Raw genomic sequence first — 21,254 nt, 5'->3', positions numbered from 1 at the left:
GGGCATCCAAAAATTGAGTGGCGAGGGTGAAGGGTATCCTCCCACGCTTGCTTTACGTGCCTTCAGTTGACGTTTAAGCGGCGTCAAGGCGAATATTTGTGTGGGGTTGTGGGTGGTTGTTTGGGAAATTCTTGTTGCTATGCAAGACCCCGGAGTTTTCTAAAAGGTTAATTGAAGCGGACCTCTTTAGTTGCTTCTTTCCCAGTTGAGAACGCGTTCCTGAGGGCAATCAAACCATCAAGCTTCTGCGAACATCTGCTCGATTCACGCGCCGTAGTTGAGCAACCCAGTCTTCAACTCCAGAAGGTCCAGCGGATCGAAGCTGCGTAGCCTTCCGTCCTTGAACAGCCCCTCCAGCTTAATAGCGCAGGTCTCCGGCGAGCTGCGGATTACCGATCCTTTGATAGTGTAGTGCCGTTTCGCTTCACCGAGATCGATGTCAAGGATCACTTCGCTACCCCGTGGCATCACAGGCATCGTTGTATCGCGGTCACGCACACGGATACGCACAGCGTTCTCGGATAAATCATAAATCGTGCAGGGCCCGGATAACTTCCCTTCCGGCAAAGACACCGCCACCGGAGCACAGATTTTCGCACGAGCCTTCTTTCGTTGATCGGTAACAGCCAGGGTATCCAGTTCCGGCATCAGCAAGACCATTTGCGCATGCGCGTAAGGGCCATCGGGCAGTGCGATCTGCTTCGCCACCACGGTATCTACAGTCGACACGCCCTTGGCACCCGCATTGGATATCAGGGAAATGGAATTGCCCTTGTTAAATTGCCGTTTTCGGCCAATAAGCGCACGCCGGTGATAATCGAGCTTCATCTCAAGGTCGGACGTGTCCGGAACGAGCAACTGAAACAGCTTGAGATCGGAAACGGGTATTCGCTCTTCGTTTTCCCCTGCACAGAACGCCGTCGGATAGCCTTGAGAGTCGCGATCGATCGCTTCCCCGGAGTAGATGAAACTCCCATTCACGCAGTAGGCGATGACAAATGTGTCGAAAACAATTTCCTTCTGGAACTCGGGGTAATAGCGCAGTTTTTTCCCGATCGGGAAAAATTCGATCAGTGTCCTGATCTGATCGAGGTCGATCCTCGTCTGGGTGGTGTTTCCCGATGATGGCTCCTTAGCCCTCTCAGAGCCAAAGGATTTGCCAAGGAATGTTTTTATCACTTCTCTTCTCCTCGCATACTGTCACTCGCCAAAAATCATAGAGCAACGTTTTTCAGGGAGCTCCTGCACAGGCCAAGGCGGCAGATTTCAGCCCGAAAAGGCAGTTGTGCTGTCATACGGCAACAGGCTATTTTTCTACTAAAAGCTGAATCGTCCCGACTCCACTGGACATTTCAAAACCGGTTGAAATTTGGTAATTACGAACTCTACCGGAAAAAAGGGTACTAAGCCTATTTAACCTGATCCGTGCCTCTGTTTTTGCTGTGTCAGAGCGCGTGTCGCATTATGCTTGGCCATCAAGGCATTCGGGTAGACCACTGAAAACCTCAAGCCTGGATTAATAGCATATTCTTGTTAAATTAATCAGCGCGATTCGCCGATATTTTAAGGCGTGTCCAGGCGCTATTTCTGGCAGCCGGGGCAGTAGAAGGTGGAGCGTTGCCCCTGGCGTAACTGGCGTACTGTCATGCCGCAACGCAGGCAGGGCTGGCCGGTGCGGCCATAGACGCCATATTGCTGCTGAAAATAGCCGGGGTTGCCGGCACTGTTGACGAAATCGCGCAGGGTGCTGCCGCCCGCGGCAATGGCCAGATTCAGGATGTCCTTCACTAAAGCCGCCAGCTTGGTGCAGCGCGCTTTGCCCAACCTCCCGGCCGCGGTTTTCGGGCTGATGCCGGCGGAAAACAGCGCTTCGTTTGCGTAGATGTTGCCGACACCGACAATGATGTGGCCGTCCATCAGAAATTGCTTGATCGGGGTCCGGCGACCGCGCGATACCCGGTAGAGAAAATTGCCGTCGAACGCAGGCGTCAGCGGCTCGATACCGAGTTTGGCCAGGAGTGGATGGGCTTCCGGTGGCGCCGTCGTCCATAGTATTGCCCCGAAGCGGCGTGGATCGCGCAGTCGCATGCACTGGCCGCTTTCCACTACCAGATCGAAGTGGTCGTGCTTCTCTGGCGGCGTAGAGGCGGGCAGGATGCGCAGACTGCCCGACATGCCAAGGTGCAGGATTAGCCAGCCCTCGCCACAATCCAGCAGCAGATACTTGCCGCGTCGTTCGATGCTGCGCAGGGTTAAACCGGGCAGGACTTGTTTCAGCGTTTCCGGCACCGGATGGCGCAAGCCGGTATGGCGGACGATAGCAGTCAGAATGCGCTGGCCGACAAGGTGGGGTTCCAGGCCGCGACGGGTGGTTTCGACTTCGGGCAGTTCTGGCATGGCGTGATTATTTCCCGGGGCGGAGCAAACGTTTCCCAATTTCGGCGGGGAAATGGTATTGCAGTTTCTCGTCTTCGCGCAGGATCACCAGTTCGGGTTCATGCCGCAGGATTTTGCAGGGTATGAGCTTGCCATCGCCGAGGCGCAGGGTGAAGGATTCCTGTGCGGGCGTACCGTCGTAGGGCTGGGTAACCAGGCTGGAGGCGTGACGCCATTCGTCCACCCAGCGGTTGATATCGTCCTGGCTCCAGTTCGGACGGGCGGGGGAAACTGACCATTTGCCATCGCTGTTCTGGCTGAGATTCAGATCCACAAACTCGAAGCCGGCCAGCTTTTCTTCCTCAGCCAGAAAGGCGCGGGCAGCGAAATCGGCAGGCATTTTCATCGTATAAACGAGATAGCTGGGCGCAACCAGATGGACGCCGCCATTCGTGGCGACATAGACCTCGCCGGTCAGCGTATTCTGAGTGCCGAAGCTGAATTTCTGGTCGTTGATCGTGAGTCGTAGCAGGGGGTTGTCGAGCTGGAAGCGGCCAAGATCGGTGGCGGGAAAGCGCTGGAGGCTGGTGGCAGCAAGGATTTCCAGCAGGCGTCCGACTGTCGTTCTCTCCGCGCGTGCCTGGAATGGGGCGATCAGGCGCCAGCCAGCTGGATTGTTTTGCAGCACGATTGCCGGCTGGCCGGGCTTCTCGATGGTAATGCGTTTAACACTGGCGCTGGCGAGGGTAGAGAGCTTGAATTCCGTCTGGACCGTGGGCTTGGGCTTGAGCCAGACCAGCAGAATCAGGGCAGCGACCAGCGCGGCCAGCACGAGATTCAGCAAGATTCTGTATTTCATGCCTTGCGCCGTCGCCACCAGGTGCCGATGCCGATGCCGATAAATGCCAGCGGCAGGACGATGAGAAAGCCGATGGCAATCACCGCCGCGGAGGTTTTGCTCAAGTTAAGGCTGGTGTCCTGGGCGGCCTTGGTCGGGATGGTGATGAGGGTGTCATCCCCGGCCAGCCAGTTGAACAGGTTGAGGCCGAGGTCGAGGTTGCCGCCGTTGCCGAGATAGGTGTTGGAGAGAAAGCCGCCGTTACCGACCACGATGACCCGCTGGTTTTGGTCTTCCACGCTGCGTTCAAGGGCGATGGCGATGGTTGCCGGCCCTGGTGTGTCGCGGTTCTTATCGTAGGCGAGGGTCTCGTCGAGCTTGCCGGTTTCCACCCATCCCTGCGGTGCGACCTCGATCAGGGGGGTGGTCTGCCAGCCTTTTCCTTCGCTGTACCCGATAGTGCGAGCGTAGGGGAATGCCGTAACCAGATTGAAGCCCAGTGTCGCCGGGTGGCGTCCGTAAACGGCGCCCAGGGCAATGGTCGGAGCGGCGTTGAGCTGCTGGGCGGAGGGGTCTACCACCGTGCCGGGCGTCAGAATCAGTCCCAGCATTTCAGCCAGCGGCTGCAAGCCGTGCAGCGGTTCCTGATCGATCAGCCAGAGCAGGTTGCCACCCTTTTCCAGGTACGTTTTCAGCTTTTCTACTTCCCCTGGCATCAGATCCACTTGCGGGCTGGCGATCATCAGCAGGCTGGCGTTGTCGGGTACATTCTGGGCCAGGGTGAGGTTGAGGCTTGCCGTCTTGAATCCCTTGGCTTCCAGTTTCTTGCCGAAATCGCCGAGGTCGTGGTTGGCCATGCCGTCGAGCTTGCGTTCACCGTGTCCGTCCAGGTAGAACGCCATGCGCGTGCCGGCGCGGGCCAGCCGGGTAAGGAGAGAGGTCAGCATCTGCTCGTTCAGGGTGGTGAGGTGTTCGCTGCGCCCCCGGTATTCCACCACCATTTCGCCGTTGGCCTGGATGCCGGCCGCTCTCGTCAACTGCGGCTGCTCCGCCGGATCAACGAACTTGAGCGTGAGATCGGGCTTGGTGAGGCTGTAGAGGCCGATGAATTCGCGAATGATTTTGCGCACATCGCCCAACCGGGGATCCTGCTGGGTGGCGTAGGTGGTGATAGTGACCGGGCCGGGCAGGCTCTTGAGCACGTCGATGCTGGCCTGACTCAGCGAGTTGCGGCTGTTGCGGGTGAGATCTCGTTGCGTCGTGTATTCACGGGAAAGGGTGACTAGCAGGCCGACGGCGATGAGGAACAGGACGAGAAAGAGGGCGCTTTGCAGACGCAACTGGAAGCGGGATGGATTGGTGGGTTTCATTAGCCGTGCGTCCTGTCGTTGTCGAGCCGGCGCACCGTCAGCACCAGGAACAAAGCGATGAACAGCACGAAGTAGGCGGCATCTGCGCTATTGATGATGCCGCGGTTGAACGATTCGAAATGCTTCAGCAGCGAAAGGGTGTTCAGCCAGCTGTCGGCGTCGCGCGCTGACATGTTGATGATCCACAGGCCAAGCAGTGCGCCGAAAGTGCCCATCGCGGCGATGAGCGGGTGTGCCGTGAGGCTGGAAATGTACAGGCCGAGCGCGGCGAAGCTGGCCGCCAGTAGCACCAGGCCGACGATGTTGCCGGCCAGCAGTCCGGGGTCGAGCGTTGCGCCGGCATACAGCGACAGCGACATCAGCGCGGTCAGGCCGATAAACAGGGAGAGGAAAGCCATCAGGCCGAGGAATTTGCCGAGGATGATCTCGCTGACTGAAACTGGCGCGCTCAGCAACAGGTTAAGAGTCTGGTTGCGCCTTTCCTCGGCGATCAGGCGCATGCTCAGAAGCGGCACCGCCATCAGCAAAATGATTGCGGCGTTGCCGAACAGAGGCGTCACAATCAGCTCGGTAACACCCGGTGGGTTGGCGAGGGCGGTCAGCTGCGGCTGGATCGTCAGAAAGGCATCGACCTGGTTCAGAAAAAAATAGGCGAGGATGATCTCCAGTACAGCCAGAATAATCCAGGCCATCGGCCCGCTGAACAGGATTTTCAGTTCCTTGGCGGCAATGGTGAAAATCATGCGCTTCCTTCTTTCTTTGTCAGCTGGATGAAAACCTCTTCCAGGTTGGCTTGATCAGGGTAAGTTTGTTTCAGAGCTGCCATGTCGCCGCTGAATACCAGCTTGCCTTGGTGCATGATCTGAATGCGGTCGCACACGCTTTCCACTTCCGGCAGGATGTGGGTGGACAGGATCACGCTGTGCTCGCCACCCAGTTCGCGGATCAGGCTGCGGATCTCGCGGATCTGGATCGGGTCGAGGCCGACAGTGGGCTCATCCAGAATCACCACGCGCGGATTGTGTACGATCGCCTGGGCGATGCCGACCCGCTGCTGGTAGCCTTTGGACAGATTGCCGATCAGACGTTTTCCGACTTCGGTCAGGCCGCAGCGCTGCCGGGCCTTGTCAACAGCATCTGCGATTTCATTCTTGGGAATGCGGTGCAGTCGCGAGGCAAGGCGGAGATATTCATCCACGGCCAGTTCCCGGTACAGGGGCGGGGTCTCCGGCAGGTAGCCGAGTAAGGCCTTGGCTTCGCGCGGATTCTCCAGCAGGTTGATGCCGCAGATTTCGACGCTGCCAGTGCTGGGAGCCAGACATCCTGCCAGCATTTGCAGGGTAGTGGTCTTTCCGGCGCCGTTCGGCCCCAGCAGACCCAGTACCTCACCCTGGCGCAGTTCAAAGCCGATGTTCTGCACGGCGGAGCGGGCGCCGTAGCGGCGGGAAAGGTTTTTGGCGGAAACAGTAATCTTCGTCATGCCTTGGTTGCTTTGAAAAAGAGCAAATATGTCCTAATATGGGGTACGCGTAAAGAGCGCATTTGCCAACTGCATCATCCTAGAAACCTCAGTTGACCGCTCGGCTGAATATTTACCGAAAGTAGGCGCCTCTAGGCGACACCGTGATTGCAATAAATTTCTTCATGATTTACCGTTTCACCCGGTTGTTGAGCCCGCTACGGGATGGATTGCACGGTTTTTGCGGCGTATGGCGGCGTTGCAACTCCTTGGAATGGAACGACCATTCCGCGTCGTTGCGTCTTGCCCTGCACCCCCAAAACCGCACACTCCACCCCGTCCAACTAAGGTTTCTAGGATTATTATATCCCTGTGATGAAATTTAAATATCTCTTGCTGGCCCCCATCGCGCTGGTTGCTGCCGGGTGCGCCCAACTGTCGCCGAAAGAAGTCGTTCAGCCCGTTGCTCAACCGGAGCGCGTAGAGCGAATCCCGGTGCTGCCCAAGGTCGACTTGACCAGGCCTCTCCTGTTTCAGTACCTGGTTTCGGAGGTTGCCGGACAGCGTGGTGACATGGGGTTGGCCACCGAAGGTATGCTGGATATGGCCAAAACAACGCGCGATCCGCGCCTGGCAAAACGGGCTGCCGAGATGGCCTTGCAGTCACGGCAGGAAGCGCAGGCACTGGAGGCAGCCACGCTGTGGCAACAGACCGACCCGGACGAAGTCCAGGCGAGGCAGGCTGTGGCGGGGATTCTGCTGAGCAGCGGTCGCTTGCAGGAAGCTAAGCCCCATCTTGAGAAATTGCTGGCAGGAGAAGGCGACAACGTTGGCGGGGCACTGCTGCATTTGAATCAGATGCTGTCGCGGCAGAAGGATAAGCCGGCTGCCCTGGCTCTGGTGCAGGAATTGGCCGCGCCTTATCTGAATCACGCTGAAGCGCATTTCACTATTGCCTATGCGGCATGGAGTGCGGGCCAGAATGAACTGGCATTGCATGAAGTTCGCGAGGCAAGTCGGCTCCGTCCCAATTGGGAGGCGGCGGCGCTGTTTCAGGGCCAGCTATTGCAACGTAGTTCCATCTCGGAGGCATTGCAGTTCTTCCGGAACCTGCTTGGCGATTACCCCAAAATGCAGGATGTGCGGCTGGCTTATGCCCGTTTGCTGGTGAGCGACCGCCAATATGCCGAGGCGCGTGCCCAGTTTGAAAAGCTGCTCAACGATCTTCCTGGAAATCCCGAGGTGAGTTTGTCTGTCGGTCTGCTGGCGATGCAGCTCAAGGATTACGACGCCGCAGAGAAACACCTGAAACAGGCGCTGGCCAGCCAATATCGCGATGAAGCCATGGTGCGCATGTATCTCGGCCAGTTGTTCGATGAGCGTGGGCGCTACGAGGAAGCCGCAGACTGGTATGCTTCGGTCGAGCGGGGCGAGCAGTATATTCCCGCGCAAATCCGCCAAGCGGTGATGCTGGCCAAACAGGGCAAGCTTCCGGAGGCACGTCAGCACCTCAGACAGATCACGGTGCAGAACAATCAGCAGCGGGTTCAGGTTGTCGTGGCGGAGGCGCATTTGCTGCGGGATGCCAAGGCTTACGGCGAGGCGTTCGATTTGTTGGGCAAGGCGCTGGAGAAGCTGCCGAATTACCCTGATCTACTCTACGACCATGCGATGGCGGCGGAAAAGCTGGGCAAGATCGACATTCTCGAGCAGGATCTGCGCAAGCTGATCCAGATCAAGCCCGATTACGCCCATGCCTACAATGCGTTGGGATACACTCTGGCGGATCGCACCGAGCGGCTGGATGAGGCGCGGCAGCTGATCGAAAAGGCGCTTGAACTGTCGCCGGATGATTTTTTTATCATGGATAGTCTGGGCTGGGTGAATTTCCGCATGGGGCAGCTCGAAAAGGCTGAGGACATTCTGCGGCGCGCCTACACCGGTCAGCAAGATGCGGAAATCGCGGCGCATCTGGGCGAAGTCCTGTGGGCCAGGGGCAAGCGCGAAGAGGCAGAAAAAATCTGGCGCGCCGCCCTGAAGGAAAATCCCGGCCACGAAACGCTGTTGAATGTCATCAAGAAATATATTCCTGCGGTGCGGTGAGGCGTTGTTAGGGGTGAGGGGTGAGAAGGTGAGGGGTGAGGCGGAGAGTCAAAACCCCCACCGCACCGGTTTTGACCTTTCCCCTCACCCCTCACCCCTTACCCCTCACCTCATTAAAGGTTTATTCGCCGCCCTCTTTTTCCCCATGCTGCTATGGGGTTGCGCTGCACTGCCGGTGCCGCCGCTGGAGCTTGAATCGGCCGCCCGCCCACAGTCTAGTAGCGGTGCAGAGGGTTTGTTCCGGCTGTCAGGTCGGATCGCTGTGTCGCACAACGGAGAGAGTTTTTCCGGTTCGTTGCGTTGGAGTCACGCTGCCGAGGAGGACGAGATTTTTATTCTTTCTCCGTTAGGGCAGGGCGTCGCCCGGATTGTGAACAATTCTGCCGGCGCTTCGCTGGAGACCGCAGATGGGCAGAGTTACCGAGCCGCGGACGTGGAAAGCCTGACCGAAGAAGTGCTGGGCTGGCGCCTGCCGGCGCGCGGCCTGCAATATTGGGTGATGGGCCGCTCCGCACCGGATAGCGTGGCGGAAAGCGAACTGGACGATAAGCGGCAGCTTCGTGCCCTGCGTCAGGATGGCTGGCGCGTTGACTATCTCGGTTACCGAATGGTGCAGGGAACCTTGCTGCCAGCCAAACTGGAGGTGGCGCTGGACGAGCGCCTGCGGGTCCGGTTGGTGATCGATGACTGGGTGCTGCCATGACCACCTTCCCCGCCCCGGCCAAGCTGAACCTGTTTCTGCATGTGGTGGGTCGGCGTCCGGACGGCTACCATTTATTGCAAACGGTGTTTCGTTTCGTCGATTACGGCGATAGCCTTTCTTTTACTGTCCGTGATGATGGCGTGATCCGGCGGGTGAATCCGCTTCCCGGCCTGGACCCGGAACAGGATCTCACCGTGCGCGCTGCGCGTCTGCTACAGCAGGAAACCGGATGCCGTCTGGGCGCGGATATCTTCCTGGAGAAGCGTTTGCCGATGGGCGGCGGCCTGGGTGGGGGTAGTTCCGACGCCGCTACGGTGCTGCTGGCGCTGAATCGCTTGTGGGACCTGAATCTCAGCCGCCAGATGTTGCAGGAGCTGGGCTTGCGCCTCGGTGCCGATGTGCCGGTATTCGTGTTCGGCGAGAGCTCCTTTGCCGAAGGTGTGGGCGAAAAACTCCAGCCGGTGGTGCTTCCGCCTGCCTGGTATGTGGTGCTGGTGCCGTCGGTAGCCGTATCCACGGTAGAGATTTTTACCAGCAGGGAATTGACACGCGATACGAAACCTATCAAAATGTCGGACTTTTCAACGGGCTGCGGAAGAAATGATCTGGAGCCTGTGGTGTGCCGGAAGTATCCGCAGGTCGCCGAGTGCCTGGAGTGGCTCAAAGCCTTCGGCGATGCCAGGATGACCGGATCGGGAGCGTGTGTTTTTGCCGCGTTTTCGAGCCAGGAAGAAGCGAATAAAGTGTTTTCCGTGAAGCCGGCGCAGATGGCCGGTTTTGTGGCAAAGGGCCTGGATAGGCATCCTTTGTACGATTTTATCAGTTAATGGGGAGTCGCCAAGTGGTAAGGCACTGGATTTTGATTCCAGCATTCGTAGGTTCGATCCCTACCTCCCCAGCCAGTTGTAATCCAAACCGGTAGGGACGTCGCATGCGACGTCCCTACGTTTGTTTTTAAGGGCGCGTCATGGCATACGGCAGCATGATGGTTTTCACCGGTAACGCAAATCCCCGGCTTGCCGAGGAGGTGGTGAAACATCTCAATCTTCGCCTTGGGCGAGCGACGGTCGGTCGTTTCAGCGACGGCGAGGTGATGATCGAGATCCTCGAAAACGTTCGCGGCAAGGATGTATTCGTGCTGCAATCGACCTGTACCCCGACCAATGACACCCTGATGGAAGTCCTGGTGATGGTGGATGCGCTCAAGCGCTCCTCGGCCGGACGTATCACCGCAGCCATTCCCTACCTGGGCTATGCGCGCCAGGATCGCAGACCGCGCTCGGCGCGCGTTGCAATCACCGCCAAGGTGGTGGCGAACATGCTCACCAGCGCCGGCGTGGATCGCCTGCTGACCATGGACCTGCATGCCGACCAGATTCAGGGCTTTTTCGACATTCCGGTGGATAACGTCTACGCTGCACCGATTCTGCTCGGCGACGTGTGGAAACAGCATTATGAGAACCTGATCGTGGTATCGCCCGACGTCGGTGGTGTGGTGCGTGCCCGTGCACTGGCCAAGCGCCTGGACGTGGATCTGGCGATTATCGACAAACGCCGCCCCAAGGCCAACGTCGCCAAGGTGATGCACATCATCGGCGACGTTCGGGGCCGCACCTGCGTGCTGATGGACGACCTGGTCGATACTGCCAACACCCTGTGCGAGGCCGCTAAGGCCTTGAAAGAGCACGGCGCGGAAAAGGTGGTGGCGTACTGTACCCACCCGGTGTTGTCCGGTCCTGCGATAGAGCGCGTGATGAGTTCGCATCTGGATGAGCTGGTCGTGACCGATACCATACCGTTGCGTGAAGATGCCAAAAATTGCAGCCGCATCCGTCAGCTTTCCGTGGCGGAACTGATGGCCGAAACGATGCGCCGGATCAGCAACGAGGATTCGGTCAGCTCGCTGTTCATGGAATAATTTTTTGCGGAGTCGGTTTTATACCGGCTCTGCGCAAACCGAATGCTGCCTGGTCGCGGGCGGCATTTTAACTTTAGGAGCATCAACATGAAAATCGAAATCAGCGCAACCGCGCGTACGCTACAGGGAACGGGTGCGAGCCGCCGCCTGCGTCGCACTGGTCGCATCCCGGCAGTGGTTTATGGTGGTGAAAAAGATGCTGCAGCCATCGAACTGGACCACAAAGAAGTGTTCTACAAACTGAAGAACGAGGCCTTTCACGCCACGATTCTGTCGTTGAACCTCGACGGCAAGGCCGAGCAAGTGCTGCTGCGTGACTACCAGATGCACCCGTTCCGCCCGGTAGTAATGCACGTGGACTTCCAGCGCGTTAACCCGAAAGAAAAGATTCACATCAAGGTGCCGCTGCATTTCGCAAATGCCGACATCGCTCCTGGCGTGAAGCTTTCTGCCGGCATCGTCAGCCACATCATCACCGAAGTGGATGTGGCCTGCCTGCCGAAGGACCTGCCCGAGTTCATCGAAGTGGATCTGGCCAACCTGGCTGCCGGTCACTCGATTCACCTGTCCGAGCTGAAGCTGGGCAAGGGTATCGAACTGATCCCGCTGACCAAAGGTGAGGATCTGGCTGTAGCGACGATCACCATTCCGCGCGGTGCGGTTGAAGCAGCAGCAGCGGCAGAAGCGGCAGAAGCGCCCGAAGCCAAGGCGTAAGCCACTTCGCAGCTGCTTGGCTGCTTGTAAGGAGCCCGTCGAGCATACGACCTTTATGGGGTGCGCTCGGCGGGTTTTTTCATTGTGGGACGGGAAATGACGACAGGAATCCGCCTGATTGTGGGCTTGGGAAATCCGGGACGGGAATACGAGGCCACCCGGCACAATGCCGGCTTCTGGTGGGTGGAGGCCGTGGCGGCAGGAAAATCCGCCAGCTTCAAGCCTGAAAAAAAGTTTCATGGCCTGGCTGCACGTCTCGCCGTCAACAATCGCGAGGTCTGGCTGCTGAAGCCGGAAACCTTCATGAATCTCAGCGGTCGTGCCGTCAGCGCACTGGCCAGTTTTTACAAGATCGAGCCGGACGAGATCCTGGTGGTGCACGATGAACTCGATTTGCCGCCAGGCACGGTGCGCCTGAAAAAAGGCGGCGGTCACGGCGGCCATAACGGCCTCAAGGACATCATCGCCCAGCTCGGCACGCCGGATTTCTGGCGTCTTCGTCTCGGCATCGGCCATCCCGGCGACCGCGATGCGGTGGTGAACTTCGTGCTCAATGCACCGCAGCGTGCAGAGCAGGAGCTGATCGACAGCGCCGTCGATGCCAGCCTCGCCGGACTGCCGCAACTGCTGTCGGGCGATTTTCCCGCCGCGATGATCAAGTTGCACACCAAACCGAAATCGGAAGGCGCTTGAGCAAGCTGACCCTCGACCGCATCCTGCAATCGCAGGGCTTTGGCACCCGCAAGGGTTGCCAGCAGATGATAGCAGCGGGCGAGGTTTCGATTGCTGGTGCATGCATTACCAATCCACGCGCCACATTTGAGACGGATGGCCTGGAGTTTAGTGTCTATGGCGAATCATGGACCTACCGCGAGCATGTCTATATCGCACTGAACAAGCCCGCCAACTTTGAATGTTCCAGGAAACCCAGCCACCATCCCGGCGTGCTGACCCTGTTTCCGGAACAATTTACCTGGCGTGACGTTCAGACGGTGGGCCGTCTCGATCACGATACGACCGGGATATTACTGATGTCGGATGACGGTGCTTTTATTCACGCACAGTCTTCCCCCAAGCGGCACGTCCCCAAGATTTATGCGGCCACCACGCACGAGCCGGTGACGCCAGCGCTGGTCGAACTGTTGCTGGCTGGTGTAAAGCTGCACGACGAACCCGCCCCACTGGCAGCGCTGACCTGCCGCAAGATAGAAGAGTACCGGCTGGAGATCGTGCTGGAGCAGGGCAAGTACCATCAGGTCAAGCGCATGCTGGCTGCCGCCGGTAATCATTGCGATGCCTTGAGCCGCACGGCGATCGGCAATTTGACGCTGGATGCGCTGGGGCTGAAAGAGGGTGAATGGTGTTACCTGGACGAAGCGCAGCGGGCTTTGCTGACAGGGTTATAATAGCTGTACTGGTTTGTTTGAAATAGAACTGATAATTAAAGGATTTTCATGAGTCTGCAATGCGGTATCGTCGGTTTGCCCAACGTCGGCAAGTCCACCCTGTTCAACGCCATCACCAGTGCCGGAATTGCAGCGGAGAACTATCCCTTCTGTACTATCGAGCCCAATGTCGGCATCGTCGAAGTGCCCGACCCGCGCATCGATGCGCTGACGGTCATCGTCAAGCCTCAAAAGGTGCAGCATGCGATCATGGAGTTCGTCGATATCGCCGGCCTGGTAGCCGGAGCGAGCAAGGGCGAGGGCCTGGGCAACAAGTTCCTCGCCAACATTCGCGAGACCGATGCCATTGCCCATGTGGTGCGCTGCTTCGAGAACGTTGACGTGATACACGTGGCGGGCAAGATCGACCCGATCTCCGACATCGAGGTGATTAACACCGAACTCGCCCTGGCTGATCTGGAAACCGTCGAAAAGGCAGTGCTGCGCACCAATAAACTGGCCAAGTCCGGCGACAAGGACGCGGTGCGCATGATGGCGCTGCTGGAAAAAGTGCGCGCCACGCTGGACCAGGGCCAACCCGCCCGCAACCTGAATCCGGACAAGGAAGAGGCTGCCCTGCTCAAGCCGCTATGCCTGATGACCATGAAGCCTACCATGTACATCGCTAACGTCGATGAGGCTGGCTTTACCAACAACCCCCATCTCGACAAGGTGGCGGAGCTGGCCGCGCGCGAAGGCTCGCCGGTGGTGGCGATCTGCGCCGCCATCGAGGGCGAGATCGCCGACCTCGACGAGGCCGACAAGAAGGAATTTCTTGCCGACATGGGCCTCGAAGAGCCCGGCCTGAACCGCGTTATCCGCGCCGCCTACAAGCTGCTCGGCCTGCAGACCTACTTCACTGCCGGCGTCAAGGAAGTGCGCGCCTGGACTATTCACATCGGCGACACCGCACCCCAGGCTGCGGGCGTGATTCACACTGACTTTGAACGTGGCTTCATCCGCGCGCAGACTATTGCCTATGAGGATTTCGTCGCCTGCAACGGCGAACATGGCGCCAAGGAAGCCGGCAAAATGCGTTCGGAAGGCAAGGAATATGTGGTCCATGACGGAGATGTCATGAATTTCCTGTTTAACGTTTGACAGGTTTTGACCAGGGTTTTACATCCAGATGGATGGGATGCATAAGTATTTTTCTTTATTTGTCTATAATTGAAATCTGTATTGTGGTTGGTCGTTCCATCCACCAGGGAACTTTGTTGCGATAACCAGCGTCAAAAGGGTGTTCCAAATAATTCCGCAAGCATATGTTTCCCGGCGTAGCGCATCCAGCGCAGCGCTGGAAGCGCGGATCCGGGTAAGGAGTGAAACCATGAAATACTTTCGCCTCGACCGCATCGACACAAAGCTGGATGCAGTGGTAAATAAGGGAATAGCGGCAGCGCTGCTGGGCAATATTCCCGAGGGCATCAAGATTATGAGAGATGAAGGCGTCCCGCCGGATGTGATAACACGGGTAATCTTTAGTCCGCAACAACGCCGCGAAACGGACTGGAAGCACTAGCCAGAACTCCTCGCCAGCCCAGCCTCGCTGAGCTGGCGCATGCCCCCCTTCAGTAAGACCTCAATCGCCGAGCCAGGCGTTCATTAACCGATTCGCGGTTGCTCATGAATAGCAGGGCGCGCCCTGGAAAATGATTTTCTTGAAATGTAATTCGAACCCTAACCCTTATCGGCTGGCCTCAGCTGGCGTGTACAACGCGGGGAACTGCTTGCGCAATTGCTCCAGCTTGGGCTTGTCGTGGATCACGATGTAGGGCTGGGTTGGATGCAATGCCAGATAGTTCTGGTGATATGCCTCGGCGGGATAGAACTGCTGCAGCGGCACGACTTGCGTGACGATGGGCCTGGAAAAAGTACGCGCGGCGGTGAGTTGCTGAATGGTGCTTTGCGCCATTTTCTGCTGCTCTACGCTGGTGTGAAAGATCGCCGAGCGGTATTGGCTGCCGGTATCCGGGCCTTGGCGGTTAAGCTCGGTGGGGTTATGCGCCACGCTGAAAAACACTTGCAGCAGTTGCTGATAGGAAACCTGCTCCGGGTTGAACCGGACGCGCACCGCTTCGGCATGCCCGGTATCGCCGTCGCTGACTTGTGCGTAATGTGCCGTGGCTTCACTGCCGCCGGCATAGCCGGACACAACTTCCGACACTCCCTTCACGTGCTTGAACACCGCATCCACGCCCCAGAAACAACCGCCGGCAAAGACCGCCGTTTGTTCGGCGGGTGCGGCCGTGGCGCTGGGTAGTGTGGTCAGGCTGAACAAGAGGCACAGGCTGCCGAGCAAGTAGTGGCGGAAACGTTTGGTGGTTTGCATGATGGAACTCCTTAAATGAATCATTAGCCGAAGGTAAAGGCATAAGCCTCCAGCCCTGGAGAGTCTGACTGAATTTCCAGCACACCGTTCTTCGGTATTTTCTGGTCTATCAGTTCGTAGAGCGTGTTGCGTTCGACCGTCACCACGCCGCCGTCGGCCTCCTTGCCGGCATTGAGGTCGACGGCCTCGCCATTCAGCCGGATAGAAACTTTGATCGGCTTGCCGGTGGAGGTGCCCAGCACCAGGAACACCTTGCGCGCATTGAAGTCGAGGCGCAGCGCAGCGCCATTTTCGAGCGCAGTGATATTTTCTGCACCCACTTTCCATTTTCCGTTCAGCGCCCAACCGTCTTCGGCAAGGGCATCCGGAAAGCGGTAAGCCTGTGCCTTGTCATGCAGGGCAGGCGCATCTCCATCGTAGCTATTCGCCCGGCCATAGCCGAGATAGGTTTCCGCTGTCTGCTCGGGGTTGATGGCGGGTGCCGATGCCTTGACGGTTGCGCCGCCGTTTTTCAGCCCCAGCAGATAGCGGATGTTGTTTTCCGTGACATCGTATTTGCCCTCGCCAAAATGCGTGTAGACCACCTTGCCATCCCGGTCGATAAGGTAATGCGCAGGCCAGTAACGGTTTTTGAAATTCAACCAGGTGGAGAGACGGTTGTCCTGCGCCACCGGGTAGCGGATGCCGTGCTGCGCAATCGCGGCCTTGACGTTGTCGAGATTCTTCTCGAACTCGAATTCCGGCGAGTGCACGCCGACGATCACCAGCCCCTGCTCGCGATATTTGCTGTCCCAGTCGGTGATGTAGGGCAGCGTGCGCACGCAGTTGATGCAGGAATAGGTCCAGAAATCGATCAACACAACTTTGCCTTTCAGGCTCTGCATGGTGAGTGGGTTGGCGTTGATCCAGGCCTCGATATCCTTGAATTCCGGCGCGGCGTAGGGCGTGCTCAGGCCATCCTGCAGCACCAGCTCACCGGCAGGCCGTTGGGCTTTCGTGCTCTGGGTCGTCAGCAGGGATTCCACATCCACACCGGAAGCAATATAGGCAACGGACAGCAGGATCAGCACACCGAACCCCCGGCGAACCGCTTCGGCATGGCGGGTGAGAAAGCCCAGTTTATTCATCATTTTTCTCCCGGTCATGGCAATGATAAACATCGGCACGCCGGCGCCGAGTGCGAATGAAACGATGATCAGGTTGCCGGCGAGGGCGGTCTCCTGGCGAATCACCTGCACCAGCACGGCAGCTAGGATCGGCCCCGCGCAGGGCGTCCACACCAGCCCGATCAGCGCGCCGATCAAGACGCCGCTGAGCAGGCCATCGCCGCCGCGAGACGCCAGATCATTGCCGAAATTGGCCGCGCCTTGCGTCATCGAACTGAATTTTTCAGACAGCTTGGACGACAGCAGCACCAGGCCGAACACGGCGAGCAGCACCAGGGAAACGTTCTTGATGATGTCGAGATCGACGCCCAGCGCCAGCACGATCTGGCGCGAAGCCAGCGCAAACAGGCTGAACGCCAGCACGAAACCGATAATGATGCCGTAAGGCCTGCGCTTGCCGCCCTCGACCGAAGCCGCAAGCACCAGCGGCAAAACCGGCAAAATGCAAGGCGAGGCGATCAGCGCCAGGCCTTCGAGAAATGCTAATCCGATATCGATGATCATGTGTTTATGCCTTGTCCGCGATAAATTTCAAAGCCACGCCGTTATTGCAGTACCTCAGGCCGGTGGGTTTTGGACCGTCATTGAACACATGGCCGTGGTGGCCGCCGCAGCGCGCGCAGTGATATTCGGTGCGCGGCAGCACCAGCTTGTAGTCGGTGGTAGTTTCTACATGGCCGGGCAGCACATCGAAAAAACTCGGCCAGCCGGTGCCGCTGTCGTACTTGAATTTAGAAGGGAATAGCGGCAGATCGCAGGCCACGCAGGCAAACACGCCGTCGCGTTTTTCCTTGTTGAGCGGGCTGGTAAACGGCGCCTCGGTGCCTTCCTGGCGCAGCACGTCGTATTGCGCCGACGTCAGCAGTTTTTTCCATTCGGCATCGGTCTTGCTGAGCTTTGCTATGCGCTCCGCCGCAATTGCCATGCCTGACATGAAAAGCTGCGGCAAGGCCAGAATGCCTGCCCCGCTGGTCGCCAGTCTGATAAACATCCGTCTGTCCATGATCTTCCACCTCGTCGTAGTGTGTGTTGATAAAGCGATGGCAAGCCATCTTTGCTGAGGTATTCGGAGCGTAGCGGGAAAAGGTTACATCTTCAATGCGTCATGCTGGGATGCTAGGCAGAGGTTGGTTTATGTAAGCAGAATAAAATAGGGGAAACCCTGTATTAAAGTGGGGCTGTTACGGGTAATGTATCCGTAGCCCCAGTATTACTTGGACGGGGGGGTAATATAAAAATAATACGCAACAGAAATGAGATGGTGTATTTATCAGAATAATTAGGGGATGCACAAAAATTGTGCCTCATTGAAATCATTGCATTGCACACAAGTTTCCAGTTTATACACTTCGAAGGTGCCTTTGCCGGTGCATTTTAGGGTGTCTACTTTACGTTAGGTTTTAGCATGACCATCCTTATTTTCCTTGCAAGCCTACTCGCCACATTAACAGCGGCACTTGTGCTGGCGAAGAGTATCGTTGAATACCAGTCCTCATTGCTTAAATACCAAATAGATATTGCAAACAACGCTCCTGAAATAACAATTTCAACGGCTATCCAGCGTTTAACGAAAGTTAAACGGGATATTGTAAATGTCGGTGGTGTTAGTTTGATTGCGAGCATTTCCCTTGCTGCTTTCATGATTTTTGGCCCTTTGGCTGATAAAGCTATAACGGTCGCTAGTGCAACACTTATAGCTTTAATTTTATGCTTAGTTGTTATTATGCAAACATGTTTCATCATTGGAACAAAACAAACCTAACCCTACGCTCAACCGGTCTGGCCGATAAACCACCGGCCATCCGGTTAGCTACAAGTTGGGCATCATATTCAGACGTGCCAACCATTTTTAGCTATGGAGAAACCCATGAAAAAAGTTGCCATCATATTTTTAGTCGGAGCACTTGCGGCTGCACCAGTATTTGCTAAAGGTGGCAGTCACTCAAGCGTCGGGTACAGCTCGACCGGTGGGAGTCACAGTATCAAAGGCTATGTAAAGAAAGATGGAACATACGTTGCGCCATCGAACGCCACAAATCCGAACCATAGCAAGTACGACAACTGGTCAACTAAAGGTAACGTAAACCCGTACAGTGGCAAGGACGGCTCTAAAGATCCAGTAACTGGGAAGTAGTTTGATTGGAGATACATATACCATGCTGTCGATCCGCTTGACTGCCGTTATCACTGCTCTCGTTCTAATTACTCCGTTTCTTGCAACAGCTGCGGAAGAAGCTCCTTTCCCTCTATTCAGTTTCGAAAATACGTCCTGTGGCAATTGGACTGAATCGCAGAGCGATTCGGTCGCCCGTCAGACCTACCTATTTTGGTTTCGTGGTTTTGTCTCTGGCTACAACTTCGGTAGCGTTTCTTACGAGGTTCCGCTCACAGCCCTGCCGGACAACACAACGCTTGTCCTATACATTGACAAACATTGTAGAGAAAACCCCTTGCTGCCATTTGTTAGTGCAGCACTGCCGCTGGTGAAAGAGCAAAGAACGAAGATCAGGAGGGTTAAGTGATCTTCTGGATGATGCCCAACCCGTCATTCCACCGGACCTGCGCAAAAAGCCGTACAGGCCGGTGAATTTAGACGTTGCTAATATCAAACGTTAACCACAATAATCCAGTGCCTAGATTTGTCCGAACCGGCGAGCCAGCCAAGGCTTTAACAGCCGCTGGCCTAGAGAGCGCCTATCTACCTGTCTTCGGCAACCCTAACGACTAGTAGCGACTAATCCGGCAATTTATCCCGCAGCTCATCCCGATCAAACCACCACGCATCGCCGACGATGGCATTCACCACCTGACTCAGCCGGGGCAGAAACACCTGCGGGTCGCGCAGGCCCAGCTTGTCCATCCACGCATCCAGCGCCTTTTGATCCTGCACTTTGCTGTGGCGCTCGGCAACGCGGGCGATGAGGTTGTCGGCCAGCAGGCTCCAGTCTCCGTGCTCTTCATCGTTAGCGCGCAGGTCGATCACGTAGCGCGTGGTGACGGCAGCGAGCGCTGCGCCGTCCGAATTGTTGGGCGTTTCGGTGACGACATGGTCGAGCATGGCATAGGTGAGTTCAGGCGTGACCGGGAAAGTCACCGCCAGCCAGACGCCCATGCCCAGGGCGGGAATCGAGGCGGCCTGTTCGGTCTGGTAAAGCACGTTGCAGGCTTCCACGGCATCTTGCCACGATTCATTTTTCAATGCGGTATCGAAAGCCTCGCGCGCCAGATTCCAGGCTTCTTCCTTGCGCTCCAGCAAAACCAGCAGTTCGGCAATATCCAGTTTCAGCCGGGCGCGTTCCAGCGTGTCGGCGCCTGAGCTGCGCTCCAGTTGGAGCTTCTTTTCGATCAGCTGTTGGCCGAATTCGGCCTTCTCGGTTTCGCTCAGGCCGTCTGGCAGTTCGGCCATGTAGGCGTAGGGGTCGGGTGTATTTTCACTCATGCTTGCGTTTCGTGTTCGTTATCGGAAAGCGTGATTTTAAGGCATTTTGCAGATCAGGTTAGGATATGCTTGTATTTACCCACTCTTCAAACAGGTACCCAGGGATGATGAAACTGAAACTGCACTGGCAAATCCTTATTGCGCTGGCGCTGGCCGTGATTGCCGGTTCGCTGGCGGGAACCAGCGCGGAACTGCTGGGCGTGCGCTTTTATGCGGCGTTCGACTTTATCGGCACGCTGTTCCTGAATGCCCTGACGATGCTGATCGTGCCGCTGGTGGTGTCGTCCATCATCGTCGGTATCGCCGGTATCGGCTCGGGCGGTGCATTCGGCAGGCTGGGCCTGAAGACTCTGCTGTATTACCTGACGACCAGCCTGCTGGCCATTCTGGTGGGGCTTGTCATCGTCAATGCGGTGGCGCCGGGCATGGTGGATGGCGAACCGGCAAAGCATTTGCTCGGGATGTCTGCGAATGTCAGCGACGTAGTCGCCAAGGTCGAAGGCAAAGGCACCGGCGATCTGGTCGGGGTGTTCCTGCGCATGGTGCCCACCAACGTGATTGCGGCGGCTGCGGATGGCCAGATGCTCGGGCTGATTTTCTTCAGCCTGTTGTTCGGCTACTTCATGACCAAGATCGAGGAAGCCTACGCGGAAAGCATGTACAACTTCTGGCAAGGGTTTTTCCAGGTGATGATGAAAATTACCGACTGGGTGATGCAGTTCGCGCCGATCGGCATTTTCGGGCTGGTTGCCAAGGTGGTGGCCAGCACCGGCTATTCCGCCTTTGTGCCGCTGGCGTGGTTTTTTATCAGCGTGATGGCGGGGCTGGCGGTACATTTTCTGGTGGTGCTGCCCTTGCTGCTGTTTTTTGTCGGGCGGGTCAATCCGCTGCGCCACTATCGCGCCATGGCGCCGGCTCTGCTGACGGCCTTTTCCACCAGCTCATCGGCGGCCACGCTGCCGCTTACCATGGAATGCGTGGAAAAAGAGGCGGGGGTTTCCAACCGTACCAGCAGCTTTGTGTTGCCGTTGGGTGCGACGGTCAACATGGATGGCACGGCCTTATATGAATGCGTGGCGGCGATGTTCATTGCCCAGGCGTACGGTATCGAACTGGGTTTCGTGCAGCAATTCACCATCGTGCTGATGTCGCTGGTCACCTCCATCGGCGTGGCCGCTATTCCCTCGGCCAGCCTGGTCGCCATCGCCATTATTCTGGCGGCCATCGGCTTGCCGGTGGAGGCGATCGGCCTGATTCTGGCGGTGGACCGCGTGCTGGACATGTGCCGCACCTCGGTGAATGTATTCAGCGATTCCTGCGGGGCCGTGATCATCGCACGGCGGACCGGAGAACCGGACGTACTTGGCGAACCGGCTTTACAAAGGAGCTGA

Annotated in this window: 23 protein-coding genes and 1 tRNA gene; 14 read left to right on the top strand and 10 right to left on the bottom strand. The window is 57.3% G+C overall.

Features of this window, described 5'->3' with window-relative positions:
* Window positions 1-264: 264 nt before the first annotated feature.
* The 6 genes from SCD_RS13015 to SCD_RS12990 form a co-directional block, all read right to left on the bottom strand.
* Window positions 265-1,179, bottom strand: coding sequence for a PilZ domain-containing protein (locus tag SCD_RS13015; RefSeq protein ID WP_009207610.1), 915 nt, complete (start codon window positions 1,177-1,179; stop codon window positions 265-267).
* A 402-nt stretch (window positions 1,180-1,581) separates the two neighbouring features.
* Window positions 1,582-2,397, bottom strand: a complete 816-nt coding sequence (mutM, locus tag SCD_RS13010; protein ID WP_009207611.1) for a bifunctional DNA-formamidopyrimidine glycosylase/DNA-(apurinic or apyrimidinic site) lyase — start codon at window positions 2,395-2,397, stop codon at window positions 1,582-1,584.
* 7 nt (window positions 2,398-2,404) lie between these two features.
* A complete protein-coding gene (locus SCD_RS13005; RefSeq protein ID WP_023507017.1) occupies window positions 2,405-3,235 on the bottom strand; it encodes a DUF4340 domain-containing protein in 831 nt (276 codons plus the stop codon).
* The gene (locus tag SCD_RS13000) at window positions 3,232-4,584 is read right to left on the bottom strand and encodes a GldG family protein (RefSeq protein ID WP_009207613.1); all 1,353 of its coding nucleotides are present in this window, start codon (window positions 4,582-4,584) and stop codon (window positions 3,232-3,234) included. Before SCD_RS13000 ends, SCD_RS13005 begins: the two co-directional genes overlap by 4 nt.
* Window positions 4,584-5,327, bottom strand: a complete 744-nt coding sequence (locus SCD_RS12995; RefSeq protein ID WP_009207614.1) for an ABC transporter permease — start codon at window positions 5,325-5,327, stop codon at window positions 4,584-4,586. Before SCD_RS12995 ends, SCD_RS13000 begins: the two co-directional genes overlap by 1 nt.
* A complete protein-coding gene (locus SCD_RS12990; protein ID WP_009207615.1) occupies window positions 5,324-6,064 on the bottom strand; it encodes an ABC transporter ATP-binding protein in 741 nt (246 codons plus the stop codon). Before SCD_RS12990 ends, SCD_RS12995 begins: the two co-directional genes overlap by 4 nt.
* 354 nt (window positions 6,065-6,418) lie before the next feature.
* Here SCD_RS12990 and SCD_RS12985 point away from each other — a divergent pair, with 354 nt between their 5' ends.
* From SCD_RS12985 to SCD_RS12940, 10 genes are all read left to right on the top strand, one after another.
* Window positions 6,419-8,146, top strand: coding sequence for a tetratricopeptide repeat protein (locus tag SCD_RS12985; RefSeq protein WP_023507016.1), 1,728 nt, complete (start codon window positions 6,419-6,421; stop codon window positions 8,144-8,146).
* On the top strand, window positions 8,112-8,849 hold the full coding sequence (gene lolB, locus SCD_RS12980; RefSeq protein WP_084607539.1) for a lipoprotein insertase outer membrane protein LolB: 738 nt from the start codon (window positions 8,112-8,114) through the stop codon (window positions 8,847-8,849). The genes SCD_RS12985 and lolB overlap by 35 nt, the downstream gene beginning before the upstream one ends.
* Window positions 8,846-9,676 carry a 4-(cytidine 5'-diphospho)-2-C-methyl-D-erythritol kinase gene (ispE, locus tag SCD_RS12975; RefSeq protein ID WP_009207618.1) on the top strand — a complete coding sequence of 277 codons (831 nt, stop codon included), beginning with the start codon at window positions 8,846-8,848 and terminating at the stop codon, window positions 9,674-9,676. Before lolB ends, ispE begins: the two co-directional genes overlap by 4 nt.
* A tRNA-Gln gene (locus SCD_RS12970) sits at window positions 9,677-9,751 on the top strand.
* A 65-nt stretch (window positions 9,752-9,816) separates the two neighbouring features.
* The gene (locus tag SCD_RS12965) at window positions 9,817-10,767 is read left to right on the top strand and encodes a ribose-phosphate diphosphokinase (protein WP_009207619.1); all 951 of its coding nucleotides are present in this window, start codon (window positions 9,817-9,819) and stop codon (window positions 10,765-10,767) included.
* 87 nt (window positions 10,768-10,854) lie between these two features.
* Window positions 10,855-11,481 (top strand): 50S ribosomal protein L25/general stress protein Ctc, encoded by a 627-nt coding sequence (locus SCD_RS12960; RefSeq protein WP_009207620.1) that lies wholly within the window; start codon window positions 10,855-10,857, stop codon window positions 11,479-11,481.
* Between the two features lie 96 nt (window positions 11,482-11,577).
* Window positions 11,578-12,174: an aminoacyl-tRNA hydrolase gene (gene pth / locus SCD_RS12955; protein WP_023507015.1), complete on the top strand. Its 597-nt coding sequence runs from the start codon at window positions 11,578-11,580 to the stop codon at window positions 12,172-12,174.
* The gene (locus SCD_RS12950) at window positions 12,171-12,887 is read left to right on the top strand and encodes a pseudouridine synthase (protein WP_009207622.1); all 717 of its coding nucleotides are present in this window, start codon (window positions 12,171-12,173) and stop codon (window positions 12,885-12,887) included. The genes pth and SCD_RS12950 overlap by 4 nt, the downstream gene beginning before the upstream one ends.
* Before the next feature lie 48 nt (window positions 12,888-12,935).
* On the top strand, window positions 12,936-14,027 hold the full coding sequence (ychF, locus tag SCD_RS12945; RefSeq protein WP_009207623.1) for a redox-regulated ATPase YchF: 1,092 nt from the start codon (window positions 12,936-12,938) through the stop codon (window positions 14,025-14,027).
* Window positions 14,028-14,256: 229 nt separating this feature from the next.
* On the top strand, window positions 14,257-14,448 hold the full coding sequence (locus tag SCD_RS12940; protein ID WP_009207624.1) for a hypothetical protein: 192 nt from the start codon (window positions 14,257-14,259) through the stop codon (window positions 14,446-14,448).
* 165 nt (window positions 14,449-14,613) lie between these two features.
* Here the strand turns inward: SCD_RS12940 and msrA are convergent, their stop codons facing one another.
* The 3 genes from msrA to msrB are packed head-to-tail and all read right to left on the bottom strand — an operon-like array spanning window position 14,614 to window position 17,427.
* Entirely contained in the window at window positions 14,614-15,258 is a 645-nt protein-coding gene (gene msrA, locus SCD_RS12935; protein WP_009207625.1) for a peptide-methionine (S)-S-oxide reductase MsrA, read from the bottom strand.
* A 23-nt stretch (window positions 15,259-15,281) separates the two neighbouring features.
* Window positions 15,282-16,928 (bottom strand): cytochrome c biogenesis protein DipZ, encoded by a 1,647-nt coding sequence (locus tag SCD_RS12930; RefSeq protein ID WP_009207626.1) that lies wholly within the window; start codon window positions 16,926-16,928, stop codon window positions 15,282-15,284.
* A 4-nt stretch (window positions 16,929-16,932) separates the two neighbouring features.
* Window positions 16,933-17,427, bottom strand: a complete 495-nt coding sequence (gene msrB, locus SCD_RS12925; RefSeq protein WP_009207627.1) for a peptide-methionine (R)-S-oxide reductase MsrB — start codon at window positions 17,425-17,427, stop codon at window positions 16,933-16,935.
* Window positions 17,428-17,829: 402 nt separating this feature from the next.
* Here msrB and SCD_RS12920 point away from each other — a divergent pair, with 402 nt between their 5' ends.
* The 3 genes from SCD_RS12920 (at window position 17,830) to SCD_RS12915 (ending at window position 18,946) form a co-directional block, all read left to right on the top strand.
* Entirely contained in the window at window positions 17,830-18,186 is a 357-nt protein-coding gene (locus SCD_RS12920) for a hypothetical protein (RefSeq protein ID WP_041673500.1), read from the top strand.
* Between the two features lie 105 nt (window positions 18,187-18,291).
* Entirely contained in the window at window positions 18,292-18,558 is a 267-nt protein-coding gene (locus SCD_RS16220; RefSeq protein WP_009207629.1) for a hypothetical protein, read from the top strand.
* Between the two features lie 22 nt (window positions 18,559-18,580).
* Window positions 18,581-18,946: a hypothetical protein gene (locus SCD_RS12915; RefSeq protein ID WP_009207630.1), complete on the top strand. Its 366-nt coding sequence runs from the start codon at window positions 18,581-18,583 to the stop codon at window positions 18,944-18,946.
* A 212-nt stretch (window positions 18,947-19,158) separates the two neighbouring features.
* On the opposite strand, the gene SCD_RS12910 is transcribed toward SCD_RS12915, so the two are convergent.
* Complete coding sequence (locus SCD_RS12910; RefSeq protein ID WP_009207631.1) at window positions 19,159-19,863, bottom strand: hypothetical protein; 705 nt, start codon at window positions 19,861-19,863, stop codon at window positions 19,159-19,161.
* A gap of 104 nt (window positions 19,864-19,967) precedes the next feature.
* On the opposite strand from SCD_RS12910, the gene SCD_RS12905 reads away from it, so the two are divergent.
* Window positions 19,968-21,254, top strand: a complete 1,287-nt coding sequence (locus SCD_RS12905) for a dicarboxylate/amino acid:cation symporter (protein WP_023507014.1) — start codon at window positions 19,968-19,970, stop codon at window positions 21,252-21,254.

It is taken from the genome of Sulfuricella denitrificans skB26, assembly GCF_000297055.2.
Taxonomy (GTDB): domain Bacteria; phylum Pseudomonadota; class Gammaproteobacteria; order Burkholderiales; family Sulfuricellaceae; genus Sulfuricella; species Sulfuricella denitrificans.
The sequence above is the reverse complement of the archived record's forward strand: the minus strand, read 5'-3'. Positions and strand labels throughout refer to the sequence as shown.